This is a genomic window from Pseudomonas sp. HLT2-19-2, from assembly GCF_054898005.1.
In genome coordinates this window covers 4,266,232-4,282,135 of record NZ_CM142712.1, presented here as the reverse complement: position 1 = coordinate 4,282,135, position 15,904 = coordinate 4,266,232, and the positions used below count along the sequence as shown (strand labels likewise).

Annotated in this window: 14 protein-coding genes; 7 read left to right on the top strand and 7 right to left on the bottom strand. The window is 59.8% G+C overall.

The genetic code is table 11. The annotated features are described in order from the left end of the window. The first annotated feature begins 198 nt into the window (after nucleotides 1-198). Nucleotides 199-894, top strand: coding sequence for an HAD-IA family hydrolase (locus ACYZTU_RS19875; protein WP_461964890.1), 696 nt, complete (start codon nucleotides 199-201; stop codon nucleotides 892-894). A 31-nt stretch (nucleotides 895-925) separates the two neighbouring features. Here ACYZTU_RS19875 and ACYZTU_RS19870 read toward each other — a convergent pair whose 3' ends face one another. Beyond that, nucleotides 926-1,672 (bottom strand): 3-oxoacyl-ACP reductase family protein, encoded by a 747-nt coding sequence (locus tag ACYZTU_RS19870; RefSeq protein ID WP_461964889.1) that lies wholly within the window; start codon nucleotides 1,670-1,672, stop codon nucleotides 926-928. Nucleotides 1,673-1,797: 125 nt separating this feature from the next. Here ACYZTU_RS19870 and ACYZTU_RS19865 point away from each other — a divergent pair, with 125 nt between their 5' ends. Further along, nucleotides 1,798-2,721 carry a LysR family transcriptional regulator gene (locus tag ACYZTU_RS19865; protein WP_461964887.1) on the top strand — a complete coding sequence of 308 codons (924 nt, stop codon included), beginning with the start codon at nucleotides 1,798-1,800 and terminating at the stop codon, nucleotides 2,719-2,721. Nucleotides 2,722-2,759: 38 nt separating this feature from the next. On the opposite strand, the gene ACYZTU_RS19860 is transcribed toward ACYZTU_RS19865, so the two are convergent. Both ACYZTU_RS19860 and ACYZTU_RS19855 read right to left on the bottom strand, forming a co-directional pair. Continuing rightward, nucleotides 2,760-3,488, bottom strand: a complete 729-nt coding sequence (locus ACYZTU_RS19860) for an aspartate/glutamate racemase family protein (protein ID WP_461964885.1) — start codon at nucleotides 3,486-3,488, stop codon at nucleotides 2,760-2,762. 392 nt (nucleotides 3,489-3,880) lie between these two features. Beyond that, nucleotides 3,881-4,621, bottom strand: a complete 741-nt coding sequence (locus ACYZTU_RS19855; protein ID WP_461964883.1) for a phosphoadenylyl-sulfate reductase — start codon at nucleotides 4,619-4,621, stop codon at nucleotides 3,881-3,883. Between the two features lie 173 nt (nucleotides 4,622-4,794). Here ACYZTU_RS19855 and thrH point away from each other — a divergent pair, with 173 nt between their 5' ends. Beyond that, a complete protein-coding gene (gene thrH, locus ACYZTU_RS19850) occupies nucleotides 4,795-5,412 on the top strand; it encodes a bifunctional phosphoserine phosphatase/homoserine phosphotransferase ThrH (RefSeq protein ID WP_461964881.1) in 618 nt (205 codons plus the stop codon). A gap of 87 nt (nucleotides 5,413-5,499) precedes the next feature. Here thrH and pabB read toward each other — a convergent pair whose 3' ends face one another. The 4 genes from pabB to rloA all read right to left on the bottom strand — a co-directional run bounded on the left by pabB (nucleotide 5,500) and on the right by rloA (nucleotide 9,996). Then, complete coding sequence (pabB, locus tag ACYZTU_RS19845; protein ID WP_461964879.1) at nucleotides 5,500-6,837, bottom strand: aminodeoxychorismate synthase component I; 1,338 nt, start codon at nucleotides 6,835-6,837, stop codon at nucleotides 5,500-5,502. A gap of 95 nt (nucleotides 6,838-6,932) precedes the next feature. Further along, nucleotides 6,933-7,919 (bottom strand): alpha-L-glutamate ligase-like protein, encoded by a 987-nt coding sequence (locus ACYZTU_RS19840; RefSeq protein ID WP_461964877.1) that lies wholly within the window; start codon nucleotides 7,917-7,919, stop codon nucleotides 6,933-6,935. Next, nucleotides 7,919-9,454, bottom strand: coding sequence for an osmotic stress tolerance membrane protein RloB (gene rloB / locus ACYZTU_RS19835; RefSeq protein ID WP_461964875.1), 1,536 nt, complete (start codon nucleotides 9,452-9,454; stop codon nucleotides 7,919-7,921). The genes ACYZTU_RS19840 and rloB overlap by 1 nt, the downstream gene beginning before the upstream one ends. A 5-nt stretch (nucleotides 9,455-9,459) precedes the next feature. Further along, nucleotides 9,460-9,996 carry a retropepsin-like aspartic peptidase RloA gene (rloA, locus tag ACYZTU_RS19830; RefSeq protein ID WP_461964873.1) on the bottom strand — a complete coding sequence of 179 codons (537 nt, stop codon included), beginning with the start codon at nucleotides 9,994-9,996 and terminating at the stop codon, nucleotides 9,460-9,462. 302 nt (nucleotides 9,997-10,298) lie between these two features. Between rloA and ACYZTU_RS19825 the strand changes: the two genes are divergently transcribed. The 4 genes from ACYZTU_RS19825 to acnD all read left to right on the top strand — a co-directional run bounded on the left by ACYZTU_RS19825 (nucleotide 10,299) and on the right by acnD (nucleotide 15,879). Next, the gene (locus ACYZTU_RS19825; RefSeq protein ID WP_461971110.1) at nucleotides 10,299-11,018 is read left to right on the top strand and encodes a GntR family transcriptional regulator; all 720 of its coding nucleotides are present in this window, start codon (nucleotides 10,299-10,301) and stop codon (nucleotides 11,016-11,018) included. Then, nucleotides 11,015-11,905, top strand: coding sequence for a methylisocitrate lyase (gene prpB / locus ACYZTU_RS19820; protein WP_149420202.1), 891 nt, complete (start codon nucleotides 11,015-11,017; stop codon nucleotides 11,903-11,905). Before ACYZTU_RS19825 ends, prpB begins: the two co-directional genes overlap by 4 nt. Nucleotides 11,906-11,959: 54 nt before the next feature. Then, nucleotides 11,960-13,087 carry a bifunctional 2-methylcitrate synthase/citrate synthase gene (gene prpC, locus ACYZTU_RS19815; protein WP_282378687.1) on the top strand — a complete coding sequence of 376 codons (1,128 nt, stop codon included), beginning with the start codon at nucleotides 11,960-11,962 and terminating at the stop codon, nucleotides 13,085-13,087. A gap of 197 nt (nucleotides 13,088-13,284) precedes the next feature. Next, on the top strand, nucleotides 13,285-15,879 hold the full coding sequence (gene acnD / locus ACYZTU_RS19810) for a Fe/S-dependent 2-methylisocitrate dehydratase AcnD (RefSeq protein ID WP_461964871.1): 2,595 nt from the start codon (nucleotides 13,285-13,287) through the stop codon (nucleotides 15,877-15,879). Nucleotides 15,880-15,904 lie beyond the last annotated feature (25 nt).

The window sequence follows — 15,904 nt, the reverse complement described above, 5'->3', positions numbered from 1 at the left end:
GTCGGGAAAGTAGGTGTTTGGTGTAGGGGGAATCGCTAAATGACGAAGAGCACTTCGGCGCTGGTTTTGTACCGTTCAGGCATTGGCCGTTGCCCTATGCCAGTCGCGCTCGCTATGCTGCTGAATCCTTTAATCGATCGCGGACCCGGCCGTACCTGAGCCGCCTCTGGGATGTCATTAGAAAACGGATCAGACGCGATGAATGCACCGCTGAATGAATTCGGCCCGATCAAGGCCGTGATTTTTGATATGGACGGCCTGTTGCTGGACACCGAGGGCATTTACACCGAGGTCACGTCCATGATTGCCGCGCGTTACGGTCGGGTCTTCGACTGGAGCGTCAAACAGAACATCATCGGCCGTGGTGCAGGAGATCTGGCGCGCTATGTGGTCGAGGCGCTGGACCTGCCGATCACCGCCGAAGAGTTTCTGGTGATCCGCGAACCGCTGATGCGCGAACGTTTTCCTGCGGCGTTGGCGATGCCTGGCGCACAGGAGTTGGTTCGGCACTTGAAGGCCAACAACATTCCGATCGCGGTGGGCACCAGTTCTTCGCGTCAGTCGTTCGGCCAGAAAACCACCTTGCACCGCGACTGGTTCGCGCTGTTCGATTTCATTGTGACGGCCGATGATCCGGAAGTCGGCGCGGCCAAACCGGCACCGGACATCTTCCTCACGGCGGCGCGGCGCCTGGGTGTCGCGCCCGAGGATTGCCTGGTGTTCGAGGATTCGCCGTTCGGTGTCACAGCGGCGAAAGCGGCGGGGATGACGGCGATTGCGATCCCGGATGCGGCGATGGCTGACGAAAAATACGCACACGCCGATGGCATTCTTCGTACGCTGACAGCGTTCAAACCGAGCGCCTTTGGCCTGCCGGCGCTTGAATGGGCTTAAAGCTGCGTACATAAAAACGTGATTCAGAACATCAGGCGCCGAAACCACCGTCGATGGTCAAGCTGGCACCAGTGATGTAGCCGGCTTCGGGGCTGACAAGGTAGGCGACAAAACTGGCGATTTCTTCCGTTTTTCCGTAGCGACCCACGGCCATCAACGGGATCAGGCTTTCGGCGAAGTCACCACTGGCCGGGTTCATATCTGTGTCGACGGGGCCCGGTTGCACGTTGTTGATGGTGATCCCGCGCGGGCCGAGGTCGCGAGCCAGGCCTTTGGTCAGGCCGACCAGCGCCGATTTGCTCATGGCGTAGGGGCCGCCACCGGCGAAGGGCATGCGGTCGGCGTTGGTGCTGCCGATGTTGATGATGCGACCGCCTTCGGTCATGTGTTTGGCAGCGGCCTGGGTGGCGATGAATACGCTGCGCACGTTGATCGCGAGGGTGTGGTCGAAGTCTTCAAGTTTGAAGTCTTCCAAGGGTGCAACGGCCAGCACGCCTGCGTTGTTGACCAGAATGTCCAGGCGACCAAAGGCTTTAACGGTGGCGGTCACGGCGTTGCGGATGGCCTCGGCGTCGGCGCTGTCAGCCTTGATGGCGAGGGCTTTGCCGCCGTTACCGGTGATGCTGTTTTGCAATTCTTCGGCTTTGGCGGTGGAGCTGACGTAGGTGAAGGCGACTGTCGCGCCTTCAGCAGCCAGGCGTTTGACAATGGCGGCGCCGATACCGCGGGATCCGCCTTGAATCAAAGCCACTTTGCCGCTGAGGTTCTGAGTAGTCATATCGATCTCCAAAGTCCCGAGGCGAAATGTCTCGGTTGATGGAGCCTAGTATCGATGCGGGATTAGAGGCTGTGTAGACGGTAATTGCGATAGTCTGTGTAAACCAAAAGTTTATAGTGGCGCTTATGGAAACCTTCAGCAGTATCGAATGCTTCGTACGCAGTGCCGAGGTCGGCAGCTTCGCCGAAGCCGCGCGCCGCCTGAGTTTGACCCCGGCGGCGGTGGGCAAGAGCGTCGCCAAACTTGAGGCACGACTCGGTGTGCGGCTGTTTCAGCGCAGCACTCGCAGTCTGACGCTCACTGAAGCGGGTCATCTGTTTCTCGGCGAGGTGAGTTCCAGTCTTCACACGATCCAGAATGCCGTGGCCAATCTGGCCAGTGCCGAGGGTCGACCGGCGGGGACACTGAAAGTCAGCATGGGCACGGTGTTCGGGCGTTTGTACATCGTGCCGTTGCTCGGTGAGTTTCTGCGGCGCTTTCCGGCGATCAACCCGGACTGGCATTTCGATAACCGTCAGGTCGACCTGATCGCTCAGGGTTTCGATGCGGCGATTGGCGGGGGATTCGAGCTGCCGCAGGGTGTGGTGGCGCGCAAGCTGACGCCGGCGCATCGGGTGCTGGTGGCATCAGCCGAGTATCTGGCGGGGCGTGAGGCGATCGTCGAGCCGGATGATCTCAAACATCACGATGGCATCCTGATTCGGTCGCCGCAGACCGGTCGTGTGCGCTCCTGGCAATTGACCAGTCGTATTCAGCAACATAGCCCGCTGACGCTCAAGGCACGGATGACCATGAGTGATTCGGAAGCGGCCTGCGCTACGGCTGCCCAAGGGTTGGGCATTGCGCTGGTGAGCCTGCCGTTCGCCGTGGGCTATCTGGAGGCCGGGACCTTGCAGCGAGTATTGCCCGATTGGTACGTCGACGATGGCAACATTTCTATCTATTACGCGGAGCACAAACTGTTGCCGGGCAAGACCCGGGCGTTTGTGGATTTCATCATTGAGCAGTTTGTGGCGCAGGGGTTGGGGCTGCGGTTTAGTGCGCTCTGAGTCAGGCTCAAGAGCGAGGCTCAAGAGCGAGGCGCGGTCTACTTGCCAAACCGCCCCGGCCAACCAATGATGTTTTTCGGCCGCGGCGTCGCATAAGTCCGCACCTTGGAAGTTGACAAGCCCAACCGCACCAACGACTCGGCAATGGTCACCGCCGCCGTCACACCATCCACCACCGGCACGCCAGTGCGCTGACGAATCTGTTCATCCAGCCCGGCCATGCCGCCGCAGCCCAGGCAAATCACCTCGGCCTTGTCTTCAAGCACTGCCAATTCCGCCTGACGAACAATCGCCTCCAGCGTACGCTCGGGATCGAATTCCAGTTCCATTACCGCCAGGCCACTGGCCCGTACCGATGCGCAGCGGTCCCAGAGCCCGGACAGTTTGAGGCGATCCTCGATCAGCGGCACGGTGCGGTCCAGCGTGGTGACCACCGAGTAGGCATGGCCGAGGAACATGGCGGTGCTGGCCGCCGCATCGGTGATGTCCACCACCGGCACGTTGAGCAGCTCCTGCAAACCCTCGCGGCCGTGCTCGCCGTAACCGGCTTGGATCACGGCATCGAAGGGTTGGTCGTAGGACATTACTCGGTCCATCACCGCGATGGCGGCCAGATAACTTTCGAAATTGCCTTCAATGGAGTCAGCACCGAAGTAGGGCGTCAGGCCGATGATTTCCGTGCCCGGCGCGGCCACGGACTGAGCCGCGTGTGCGATGGCCTGGGTGATGGATTCGGTAGTGTTGACGTTGACCACGAGAATTCGCATGTGAGGTCCTTATAGCGGGTGGTTGTGCGGCCCGACGATGCCGGGCCGCCAAGGGGGATAGGGCGCTTCAGGTTTGCGGATCAGAAGTGTGTGTATGTGTTGGTATGATTGTATACAAAACATGTATGCACCTAAGCCAGATCCATGCCAGATCCCGATCTATGAATTTCATCGCTAATTTTCGTTTTGTTATCAGTCGGCGATAAGTGGCTGAAAAAAAGGCGATATAAATTGACCGGTTGAACAGGCATCTATTTTTCGGTGAGGTTTGTACGAAAGATCGACTGAGGAAGTCAGGGTGGGAGTGTGAAACTTTTGGGGCGTAGAAATGAAAAATGCACACACAAATGGCACCGATGGTGACAGTCGTGTGTACACATCTTTGTAGAGGGTTAGGCCTTGGATTTGCTGATGATGTTGCCGGCATGCAAGCCGCATTCTTTCTGTGTCGCTTCCTCCCACCACCAACGACCTTCGCGCTCATGCTGGTTCGGCAACACCGGACGGGTGCACGGTTCGCAGCCGATGCTGATGAAGCCGCGTTCGTGCAGGCTGTTGTACGGCAGCTCCAGCATGCGGATGTAACCCCAGATCTCTTCGCTGGTCATTTGTGCCAGCGGGTTGAATTTGTACAGGGTGCGTTCCGGGGTAGAGAACGCGGTGTCGATTTCCAGCACTGCGACGGCGCTGCGAGTTCCAGGGCTCTGATCCCGGCGCTGTCCGGTGGCCCAGGCCGTCACCCCCGAGAGCTTGCGACGAAGCGGCTCGATCTTGCGGATGCCGCAGCATTCGCCATGGCCGTCCTTGTAGAAACTGAACAGGCCCTTTTCCTTCACAAAAGGTTCGAGCTTGGTGTAGTCCGGCGACACCAGTTCGATGTCGATCTTGTAGTGCTCGCGCACCTGATCGATGAAGCGGTAGGTCTCGGGGTGCAAGCGGCCGGTGTCGAGGCTGAACACGTTGACGTTCTTGTTCAGCTTCCAGGCCATGTCCACCAGCACCACGTCTTCGGCGCCGCTGAAAGATATCCACAAGTCATCGCCGAACTCGGCGAATGCGAGTTTCAGGATGTCCTGAGCGGATTTATTGGCATAAGTCGTGGCGAGTTCCACGACATCGAACGATGGGCTCATCAGGGCGGCTTCCTACAGGTCGGTGGCGCTGGGCGCTCTATATGGCCCTGATGGTAACAAAATCCTGCAGCCGCTGGCGCGCACTCTGCGTTGCGCAGGCCTGCCTGAGTCGCTAGAGTTCGGCAGTCCTTTTGCTCGCTCGACTCAATAATCAATACAAATGGGAGTGTCTTGTGGAAATTGCCTGTCTGGATCTTGAAGGTGTACTGGTCCCGGAAATCTGGATCGCCTTCGCCGAAAAAACCGGGATTGAATCTTTGAGGGCTACCACCCGGGACATCCCCGACTACGACGTGCTGATGAAGCAGCGCCTGCGGATTCTCGACGAGCACGGTCTGAAACTCGCTGATATCCAGGAAGTGATTGCCACGCTCCAGCCGCTGGACGGTGCCATCGAGTTCGTCAACTGGCTGCGAGAACGCTTTCAGGTGGTGATTCTGTCGGACACGTTCTACGAGTTCTCCCAGCCGCTGATGCGTCAACTGGGCTTCCCGACCTTGCTTTGCCATCGTCTGATTACTGATGATTCAGGGCGGGTGACGAGCTATCAATTGCGTCAGAAAGATCCGAAGCGCCAGTCGGTATTAGCCTTCAAGAGCCTTTACTACCGGGTGATCGCGGCGGGGGATTCCTACAACGACACTACGATGCTGGGTGAGGCGGATGCGGGGATTCTGTTCCATGCGCCGGACAATGTGATTCGCGAGTTTCCGCAATTTCCAGCGGTGCACAGCTTTGAAGCGCTGAAGCAGGAATTCATCAAGGCTTCGAATCGTGCGTTGAGCTTGTAGTCGTTTTCGAGGACGCCTTCGCGGGCAAGCCTCGCTCCTACAGAGGATCGTCGAACCCTGTAGGAGCGAGGCTTGCCCGCGAAGCTTTTAAAGGTTTTGCAGGGTATCGAGCAACACCTTCACCTTGGTTATCGATTCCTGATACTCGGCCTGCCATTCCGAATCCGCGACGATTCCGCCACCGCCCCAGCAACACACTTGCCCATCCTTGACCAGCAAACTGCGAATCGCGATGGAGCTGTCCATCTCGCCGCGAACGTCCAGATAGAGCAAAGACCCGCAGTACAACCCACGACGCGTCGGCTCCAGCTCGTCGATGATCTGCATCGCGCGAATTTTCGGCGCACCGGTAATCGAACCGCCGGGGAAGCTGCCGGCGATCAGGTCCAGCGCATCCCGGTCATCCGCCAGTTCCCCGGTCACGCTGCTCACCAAGTGATGCACGTTCGGGTAGCTTTCCAGGCTGAACAACTCCGGCACCCGAACCGAACCGATACGGCAGGTGCGGCCGAGGTCATTGCGCAGCAGGTCGACGATCATCAGGTTTTCTGCGCGGTCCTTGGGGCTGGCCAGCAGTTCGGCCGCGTTTGCCGCATCTTCGGCAGCGGTCAGTCCGCGAGGACGGGTGCCTTTGATCGGGCGGGTTTCCACATAGCGTTCACTGACTTTGACGAAACGCTCCGGCGACAGACTCAGCACCGCGCCGCCGTCGGGCAGGCTCTGAAAACCGGAGAACGGCGTCGGGCATGCGGCCCGCAGCGCGCAATACGCAGCCCATGGATCGCCCTGGCACTGCGCGCGGAAACGCTGGGCAAAGTTGACCTGGTAGCAGTCGCCGGCCTGGATGTAGTACTGAATGCGTTCTAGCGCGTGGCGATACTCATCAGCGCTCAGGTCGGCCTTCATCGGGGCTTTCAACTTGAAAGGCTCGACCGCTTCAGCCAAAGGCTCACTGAATAGCGTAATCAGACGCTGACGTTCGCTGTCGATCAGCGAGGGGTGGAAGACCAACTGACTGGTACTCAGTTGGTGATCGCTGATCAGTGCCCAGTCATACAAGCCGAAACGTGCGTCGGGCAATTGCAGATCGTCCTGCGCCTGACTCGGCAGATTCTCCAGATGCCGACCGAAGTCGTAGCTCAGGTAACCGATCAAGCCACCCGCGAAGGGCAGGTCAGCAGGCACCGTCGCTTCACCGAGTCGTGTCAGATGGTCGCGAAGACGTTGCAGGAAATCGCTGCCACTTTCATCAGGCAACACCGCCAGTTGTTCCAGCGGCCAAGCGCTGAGCAGGTCATAACGCCCACGCTCGGCAGTCGGCCGGCCACTGTCGAGCAGCACGGCACCGGGGCCATGACGAATCGCCGCGAAGTACTCGGCGGGGTTGGCGCGATAGGGGAGCGGGTGTACGGAACAGGTCAACATGGGCGGGGCAGATCAGCCATCGAGGCGGGGGTGGCGATTGTAGTCCCCTCGGGGAATTGCTCCTAGAGGGGATGTCGGGAAGAGATTGATCAGGATCAGCCTTCGACGGCCGGAATATGCCCAAACATTTCCTGAACAAACTCAACCCGCTCCTCAACCGTCTCAACAATCCCGCGAGCCTTCAACGCTTCCAGCCGCGCTTCAACCGCATGGGTGCGCAACGTCAATCCACAATCGTTGGCAATCTGAATGTTCAGCCCAGGCCGGGCATTGAGCTCAAGAATCAGCGGCCCTTTCTCCTGGTCCAGCACCATGTCGACACCGATGTAACCCAGCCCGCACAGCTCATAGCAGCCGGCGGCGAGTTTCATGAAACCGTCCCAGTAGGGCAGTTGCACGCCATCCACCGCGTTGGTGGTGTCCGGGTGTTTGGTGATGATGTTGTTCAGCCAGGTGCCGCGCAAGGTCAGACCGGTGGCGAGGTCGACACCGACGCCGATGGCGCCCTGGTGCAGGTTGGCCTTGCCGCCGGACTGGCGGGTGGGCAGCCGCAGCATGGCCATCACCGGGTAGCCCATCAGCACGATGATCCGAATGTCTGGCACGCCTTCATAGCTGATGCTCTTGAAGATCTGGTCCGGGGTCACGCGGTACTCGATCAGCGCCCGATCCCGGTGACCGCCCAAGGAGTAGAGGCCGGTGAGGATGCTGGAGATATGGTGCTCGATTTCCTCATGACTGATGATCTTGCCGGACACCGTGCGATAGCGGCCCTCAAAACGGTCGGAAATCACAATGATGCCGTCGCCGCCGGCGCCCTGGGCCGGTTTTATCACGAAGTCGTTGCGCCCGCCGATGATCTCGTTGAGGTTGTCGATTTCTTTCTCGGTGGAGATCACGCCATACAGTTCTGGAACATGAATGCCGGCGGCGATGGCGCGCTCCTTGGTGATGATCTTGTCATCGACGATCGGGTACAGGCTGCGCTTGTTGTACTTGAGCACGTAATCCGCGTTACGCCGATTGATCCCCATGATGCCCCGGGCTTCCAGGGCCTTCCAGGTCTTCCAGAAGCCGAACATCAGGCGTCAGCCTTCTTCAGGAAAGCCTTGAAACGCACCAGTTCGGTCAGGCGGTAGCCGCGATAGCGACCCATCGCCAGCATGAAGCCGACCAGGATCAGCAGGATCGCCGGGAAGGTGAACACGAAGTAAACCAGCTCCGGAACGCTCATGATCAGGTGCGCCAGCGACGCGGCGAACAGCGTACCGATCGCCACTTTCATGGCATGGCCGGAACCGCGTTCTTCCCAGGTAATCGACAGGCGTTCGATGGTCATGGTCAGAATTACCATCGGGAACAACGCCACCGACAACCCGCGTTCCAGGCCGAGTTTATGGCTGAGCAGGCTGATCGCCGCGATCAGCACCACCACGAAGGTCAGCACCACCGACAGCCTCGGCAGCATTTGCAGCTTCAAGTGTTCAAGGTAGGAACGCAGCGACAGCCCCAGCGCAGTGATGATGGTAAACAGCACGATGCCGAAGCCGAGCTGGGTTTCCCGGAACGCCAGGGCGATCAGCACGGGAGTAAAGGTGCCGAGGGTTTGAATGCCGATCAGGTTGCGCAGGATCAAAATCACCAGCACACCGATCGGGATCATCACCATGATCATGAACGTCTGCTGGGTTTGCAGCGGCAAACCGTACAGCGAGTATTCGAGAAAGTTGGCGTCGGTGTTTTCGTCGGTCAGCTTGGCCAGGCGGATCGCATTCATCTCGCTGTTGTTCAGGCTGAAGGTCACGTTGGCTTTCTTGCCGCCATCGACAGTGATCAGGTTTTCGTCACCGGTCCACCACAGCAGGCGGTCGGTCGGCAGGCCCTGTTCACCGGTTTCCGGATTGAAATACAGCCAGTCGGTACCGTTGAAACTGCGCAGCCAGAGTTCCGGCATTTGCGGTTGGTCGGCCATCAGACGAATGGTGTGGACCTTTTCCACCGGCACGTGGGCGATGGACAGCACCAGCTCGACGATTTTCGCCTTGTGGCCCGCGGACGCATCGCCGCCCAGCAGCAGTTTAACGTTGTCGTCGTTGAGGTTATTAACCCGCTTGATGGCTTCGCCGATGAAGGTTTCGACGTCGGCCGAGTGTTGGCGAATCGGCGCGAGCAAGGCTTCGGCGGCGACTTTTTCCGCGCCTTCAACCGCAATGCTGTCGCGGAAGGTCGGGCCTTTAATCTTGGATTTTTCGCCGGTGTAACGCTTGGTCAGCACCAAGCGGTAATAAAGCGTCTGATTGCCCTTGGCTCGGCGCGCCGACCAGGTGACCTTGCGGTTGCCGTCGACGCGGTTCACGGCCACGCCGTAGTTATTGGAAATGAAACTCTCATTGAGGCTGACGTAATCGCGGCTCAGCGGCGGCACGAACATCTGGATCTTGACCGGGTCCTTGGCGTTGGCGACGAACTCGACTTTGGCGTCGATGTTCCATAAGTCGTCGGTGGCGTCTTCGGTCACGGGGATGCCGAGTACGAAGATCTGATAGGCCGTGACTGAAATACCCAGCACCACCAGGATGGCGATCAGGAATTTCAGATGGAGGGTAAGAGAGCGCATTGGAATTACTCTGCGGTATGAGCGTCGGTGGCGCAGGCGGGTTTGCCAGCAGCGTATTTAAGACTGGGGTCGACCAGCGCATCGAAGCGTTTCAGTGCTTCGGAGCCGATCAGGAGCGGGTATTGGAAAGCGCTGCGGTCGGTCAGGTTCACTTCGATACTGCGCAAAGCCGAACCCATGCAGATATCCAGCTCGATGACCGGACGGGCGGTGTACTTCTTGCCTTCTTCCGGGTCGAAGTCGCCGGCCCGGCGCTTGATCTTGCTGACCCGGGCCAGTGGCCGTTCGATGGGATGCGAGTGCGCCGCGTCGATCGCCAGATAGAAACGCACCCAGGACTCGCCATTGCGTTTGAAGCGTTTGATGTCGCGGGCACTCAGCGACGCGGTTTTCGCCCCGGTGTCGAGTTTGGCGGCGACTTCCAGGTCGATGCCCCCCAGGGAGGCGTACTCGTTAAGGCCGTACACGGTCTTTTCCCCCGCCGCGGCAACACCTGGCAGGCAAAGAAGGTAAAGGAAGGTGGGGAAGGGCTTGAGTCTCATAAATCCTGGTGCGCAGCGGTCTGTACTTCTATTCAAGGCCCTGGCATCGCTGCGCAAGCTCCTTCGTATGCCTATCAACTGTTTATGACAAGCAGTGCAGATGTCACAAACAAATGCGGCCGGCATTCTAGCACGGTGGTTTCATGGCGCCAGCGCCAGGAGGCGGTCTTAAACAGAGGGGCTGCGTCGTTATGGTGCTGTCGGTTATTAGACGATTGTCGACAATACCTATTTATCCTTTGACTAGAAGGTTTGTATTCGCTAGTTTTTGCGGCATCAGCTTTCAAGGTGTCGACAATATGCTGGATCAACTCGATCCCCCGGTGATTGCCCAGGACGAATCGGAAACACTTTCCGAGAACGTCTTCCGACGCATTCAGGCGGCCATCGTCAAGGGCGAGATCGCCCCGGGCAGCAAGATCTCCGAGCCGGAGCTGGCGCGCACCTATGGCATCAGCCGCGGGCCGCTGCGCGAGGCGATCCACCGTCTGGAAGGCCAGCGCCTGCTGGTTCGCGTGCCGCACGTCGGGGCGCGGGTGGTGTCGCTGAGCCACGCCGAGCTGCTGGAACTCTACGAGATCCGCGAATCCCTCGAAGGCATGGCCTGCCGTCTGGCGGCCGAGCGCATGACCCTCGAAGAAATCGACGAACTGCGCCGAGTCCTCGAAACCCATGAGCGTGATGCGGCGTTTCAGGCCGGTGTCGGCTACTACCAGCAGGAAGGCGATTTCGACTTCCACTATCGAATTATCCAGGGCAGCGGCAACCGCACCTTGACGCAGATGCTCTGCGGCGAGCTTTATCAACTGGTGCGCATGTACCGCATCCAGTTTTCCACCACGCCCAATCGCCCGCGTCAGGCCTTTGCCGAGCACCACCGAATTCTCGATGCCATCGCCGACCGTGACGGTGAACTGGCCGAGTTGTTGATGCGCCGTCACATCGGCGCCTCCAAGCGCAATATTGCCCGTCACTACCAGGACGGCGCTAACCCGACAGCCACTGAACGAGGTGAGTCATGAGTTTGAACAAGAGCACTCCAGGCCAGCGTTTCCGCGATGCGGTCGCCAGTGAACATCCTTTGCAGGTGGTCGGCGCGATTAACGCCAACCACGCACTGCTGGCCAAGCGCGCCGGATTCAAGGCTATTTATCTGTCGGGTGGCGGGGTGGCTGCCGGCTCCCTCGGCGTGCCGGACCTGGGCATCACCGGCCTGGACGACGTGCTGACCGACGTGCGCCGCATCACTGACGTCTGCGACCTGCCGCTGTTGGTGGACGTGGACACTGGCTTCGGTTCCTCGGCGTTCAACGTCGCGCGCACCGTCAAGTCGATGATCAAGTTCGGCGCGGCGGCGATTCACATCGAAGACCAAGTCGGCGCCAAGCGCTGCGGTCACCGTCCTAATAAAGAGATCGTGTCCCTGCAGGAAATGGTTGACCGCATCAAGGCTGCCGTCGATGCGCGCACCGATGACAGCTTCGTGATCATGGCCCGCACCGACGCCCTCGCGGTGGAAGGTCTGGAATCTGCACTGGATCGCGCCGCGGCGTGCATCGAGGCTGGCGCCGACATGATCTTCCCGGAAGCCATCACCGAACTGGACATGTACAAGCTGTTCGCCAGCCGCGTGAAAGCGCCGATCCTGGCCAACATCACCGAATTCGGCGCGACGCCGCTGTACACCACCGAGCAACTCGCCGCTGCCGACGTGTCGCTGGTGCTGTACCCATTGTCCGCGTTCCGCGCGATGAACAAGGCGGCGGAAAACGTCTACACCGCGATCCGCCGCGACGGCACGCAACAGAACGTCATCGACACCATGCAAACGCGCATGGAGCTTTACGATCGCATCGACTACCACACCTTCGAGCAGAAGCTCGATGCGTTGTTTGCCGCGAAGAAGTAACGCGCTGCTCCTGAAAATAGCCTGTCCCTAATAAATTCAAGAAAGGAGAAGACAATGGCCGAAGCAAAAGTACTCAGTGGCGCCGGGCTCCGTGGCCAGGTTGCCGGGCAAACCGCACTGTCCACCGTGGGCCAGTCGGGCGCAGGCCTGACCTATCGCGGCTACGACGTTCGCGAATTGGCGGCTGACGCACAATTCGAAGAAGTGGCGTACCTGCTGCTTTACGGTGAACTGCCGACCAAAACACAACTCGCTGCTTACGTGAGCAAACTGGGCAAGCTGCGTGACCTGCCGCAAGCGTTGAAGGAAGTGCTGGAACGCATTCCCGCCGACGCCCATCCGATGGACGTGATGCGCACCGGTTGCTCGTTCCTGGGCAACATCGAGCCGGAGAAAGACTTCTCTGAACAACACGACATTACCGACCGCCTGCTGGCCGCGTTCCCGGCGATCATGTGCTACTGGTATCGCTTCAGCCACGACGGCAAACGCATCAGCTGCGTGAGCGACGAGCAATCCATCGGCGGTCACTTCCTGCACCTGCTGCACGACAAGAAGCCGAGCGAGTTGCACGTCAAAGTGATGAACGTTTCGCTGATCCTCTACGCGGAACACGAGTTCAACGCATCGACGTTTACCGCACGGGTGTGCGCCTCGACCCTGTCGGATATGTATTCGTGCGTCACGGCAGCCATTGGCTCGCTGCGTGGCCCGCTGCACGGCGGCGCCAACGAAGCGGCGATGGAAATGATCGAGCGCTTTAGCTCGCCGGAAGAGGCGATCAAAGGCACCCTCGGAATGCTTGAGCGCAAGGACAAGATCATGGGCTTCGGCCACGCGATCTATAAGGACAATGATCCGCGCAACGAGGTGATCAAGGGCTGGTCGAAAAAACTCGCTGACGAAGTGGGCGACACGGTGTTGTTCCCGGTCTCCGAAGCCATCGACAAGACCATGTGGGAGCAGAAAAAACTGTTCCCGAACGCCGACTTCTACCATGCGTCGACGTACCACTTCATGGGCATTCCGACCAAGTTGTTCACACCGATTTTCGTCTGCTCGCGCCTGACCGGCTGGGCGGCGCACGTATTCGAACAACGTGCCAACAACCGCATCATCCGCCCGAGCGCCGAGTACGTCGGCGTCGAACAGCGCAAGTTCGTGCCAATCGAACAACGCTGAATGGTGGGGGCGCTGGTGCTGAATGGGCCAAGCCCCCTGTAGGAGCGAAGCTTGCTCGCGAAGACGCACTGACATTCAACATTTATGTCAGCTGACAGACCGCTTTCGCGAGCAAGCTTCGCTCCTACGGGATCGGGTTCATTTCAGCAGTAATGCCAGGCCCCACCTCTTGTAACCCCCGTGACCGAGTCCTGACGATGAACACTGAATTCCGCAAACCGCTGCCCGGCAGCCATCTGGATTACTTCGACGTCCGCGCGGCGGTCGAAGCCATCCAGCCCGGCGCCTACGACACCCTGCCGTACACCTCCCGCGTGCTGGCGGAAAACCTGGTGCGTCGCTGCGACCCGGCCACGCTCACCGAATCCCTGAAGCAATTCATCGAGCGCAAACGCGACCTCGATTTCCCGTGGTTCCCGGCCCGCGTGGTGTGCCACGACATTCTCGGCCAGACCGCGCTGGTGGACCTCGCCGGTCTGCGTGACGCCATCGCTCTGCAAGGTGGCGATCCGGCGCAAGTGAACCCGGTGGTGCCGACGCAATTGATCGTCGATCACTCCCTGGCCGTCGAGCGCGGTGGCTTTGATCCGGAGGCGTTCGAGAAGAACCGCGCTATCGAAGACCGTCGCAACGAAGACCGTTTCCACTTCATCAACTGGACCAAAAAGGCCTTCAAAAACGTCGACGTGATCCCGCCGGGCAACGGAATCATGCACCAGATCAACCTGGAGAAAATGTCTCCGGTGATTCAGGTGCGCGACGGCGTGGCGTTCCCCGACACCTGCGTCGGCACCGACAGCCACACCCCGCACGTCGATGCACTGGGCGTGATCGCCATCGGTGTCGGCGGTCTGGAAGCGGAAAGCGTGATGCTCGGCCGCGCGTCGTGGATGCGTCTGCCGGAAAGCGTCGGCGTCGAGCTGACTGGCAAGCTGCAACCGGGCATCACCGCCACTGACATGGTGCTGGCGCTGACCGAGTTCCTGCGTCAGCAAAAAGTGGTCGGCGCATGGCTGGAGTTCTTCGGCGAAGGCGCCTTGGCGCTGACCCTCGGCGATCGCGCGACCATCTCCAACATGGCCCCGGAATACGGCGCCACGGCGGCAATGTTCTACATCGACCAGCAAACCATCGACTACCTGAAACTCACCGGCCGCGAAGACGAACAGGTGCAGCTTGTGGAGCAATATGCCAAGACCACAGGTCTGTGGGCTGACAGCTTGAAGAATGCGCAATACGAGCGTGGGTTGACCTTCAACCTGTCCTCGGTGGTGCGCAACATGGCCGGCCCGAGTAACCCGCACGCCCGTGTCGCCACCGCGGACCTCGCCGCCCAAGGCATCTCCGGCCAGTGGACCGAAGTGCCCGGCCAGATGCCGGACGGTGCGGTGATCATCGCCGCCATCACCAGTTGCACCAACACCAGCAACCCGCGCAACGTCATCGCCGCCGGCCTGCTGGCGCGCAATGCCAACAAGCTTGGGCTGACCCGTAAACCGTGGGTCAAATCGTCCCTGGCGCCGGGTTCGAAAACCGTCGCGCTGTACCTTGACGAGGCCGGCCTGACCCGCGAGCTGGAGCAACTTGGTTTCGGCATCGTCGCCTTTGCTTGCACCACCTGCAACGGCATGTCCGGCGCCCTGGACCCGGTGATCCAGCAAGAGATCATCGACCGCGACCTGTACGCCACGGCGGTATTGTCCGGCAACCGCAACTTTGACGGCCGGATTCACCCGTACGCCAAGAACGCGTTCCTGGCTTCGCCGCCGTTGGTAGTGGCTTACGCCATCGCCGGGACCATCCGTTTCGACATCGAAAAAGACGTGTTGGGCCTGGATGCAGAAGGAAAGGAAATCCGCCTGAAAGACATCTGGCCGAGCGACGAAGAAATCGACGCAGTGGTCAAGGCTTCGGTCAAACCGGAGCAGTTCCGTCAGGTCTACATCCCGATGTTCGCCATCCATGAAGACACCGGTCCGAAAGTGACGCCGCTGTACGACTGGCGCGAGATGAGCACCTACATTCGTCGCCCGCCGTACTGGGAAGGCGCGTTGGCTGGCGCTCGTCCGCTCAAGGGCATGCGCCCGCTGGCAGTGCTGCCGGACAACATCACCACCGATCACCTGTCGCCATCGAACGCGATCATGCTCGACAGCGCCGCCGGCGAATACCTGGCGAAAATGGGCTTGCCGGAAGAGGACTTCAACTCTTACGCAACTCATAGGGGCGACCATTTGACTGCGCAGCGCGCAACCTTCGCCAACCCGAAACTGTTCAACGAAATGGTTCAGGAAAACGGCAAGGTCAAACAGGGTTCGCTGGCTCGCGTCGAGCCGGAAGGCCAGGTCATGCGCATGTGGGAAGCCATCGAAACCTACATGGAGCGCAAGCAGCCGCTGATCATCATTGCCGGCGCCGACTACGGTCAGGGTTCGTCCCGCGACTGGGCGGCCAAAGGTGTGCGTCTGGCGGGTGTGGAAGCGATTGCGGCCGAAGGCTTCGAGCGCATTCACCGCACCAACCTGGTGGGCATGGGCGTGTTGCCACTGGAGTTCAAACCAGGCACCGACCGCAAGACCTTGGGCATCGATGGCAGCGAAACCTACGACGTGATTGGTTTACGCACCCCGCGTGCCGAGCTGACGCTGGTGATCAACCGCAAGAATGGCGAACGCGTCGAAGTGCCGGTGACCTGCCGCCTCGACACCGCCGAAGAAGTGTCGATCTACGAGGCGGGCGGCGTGCTGCAACGCTTCGCTCAGGACTTCCTCGAATCGGCGGTTGCCGTTTAAATCACGACGTGCGGGCAGGGGATTT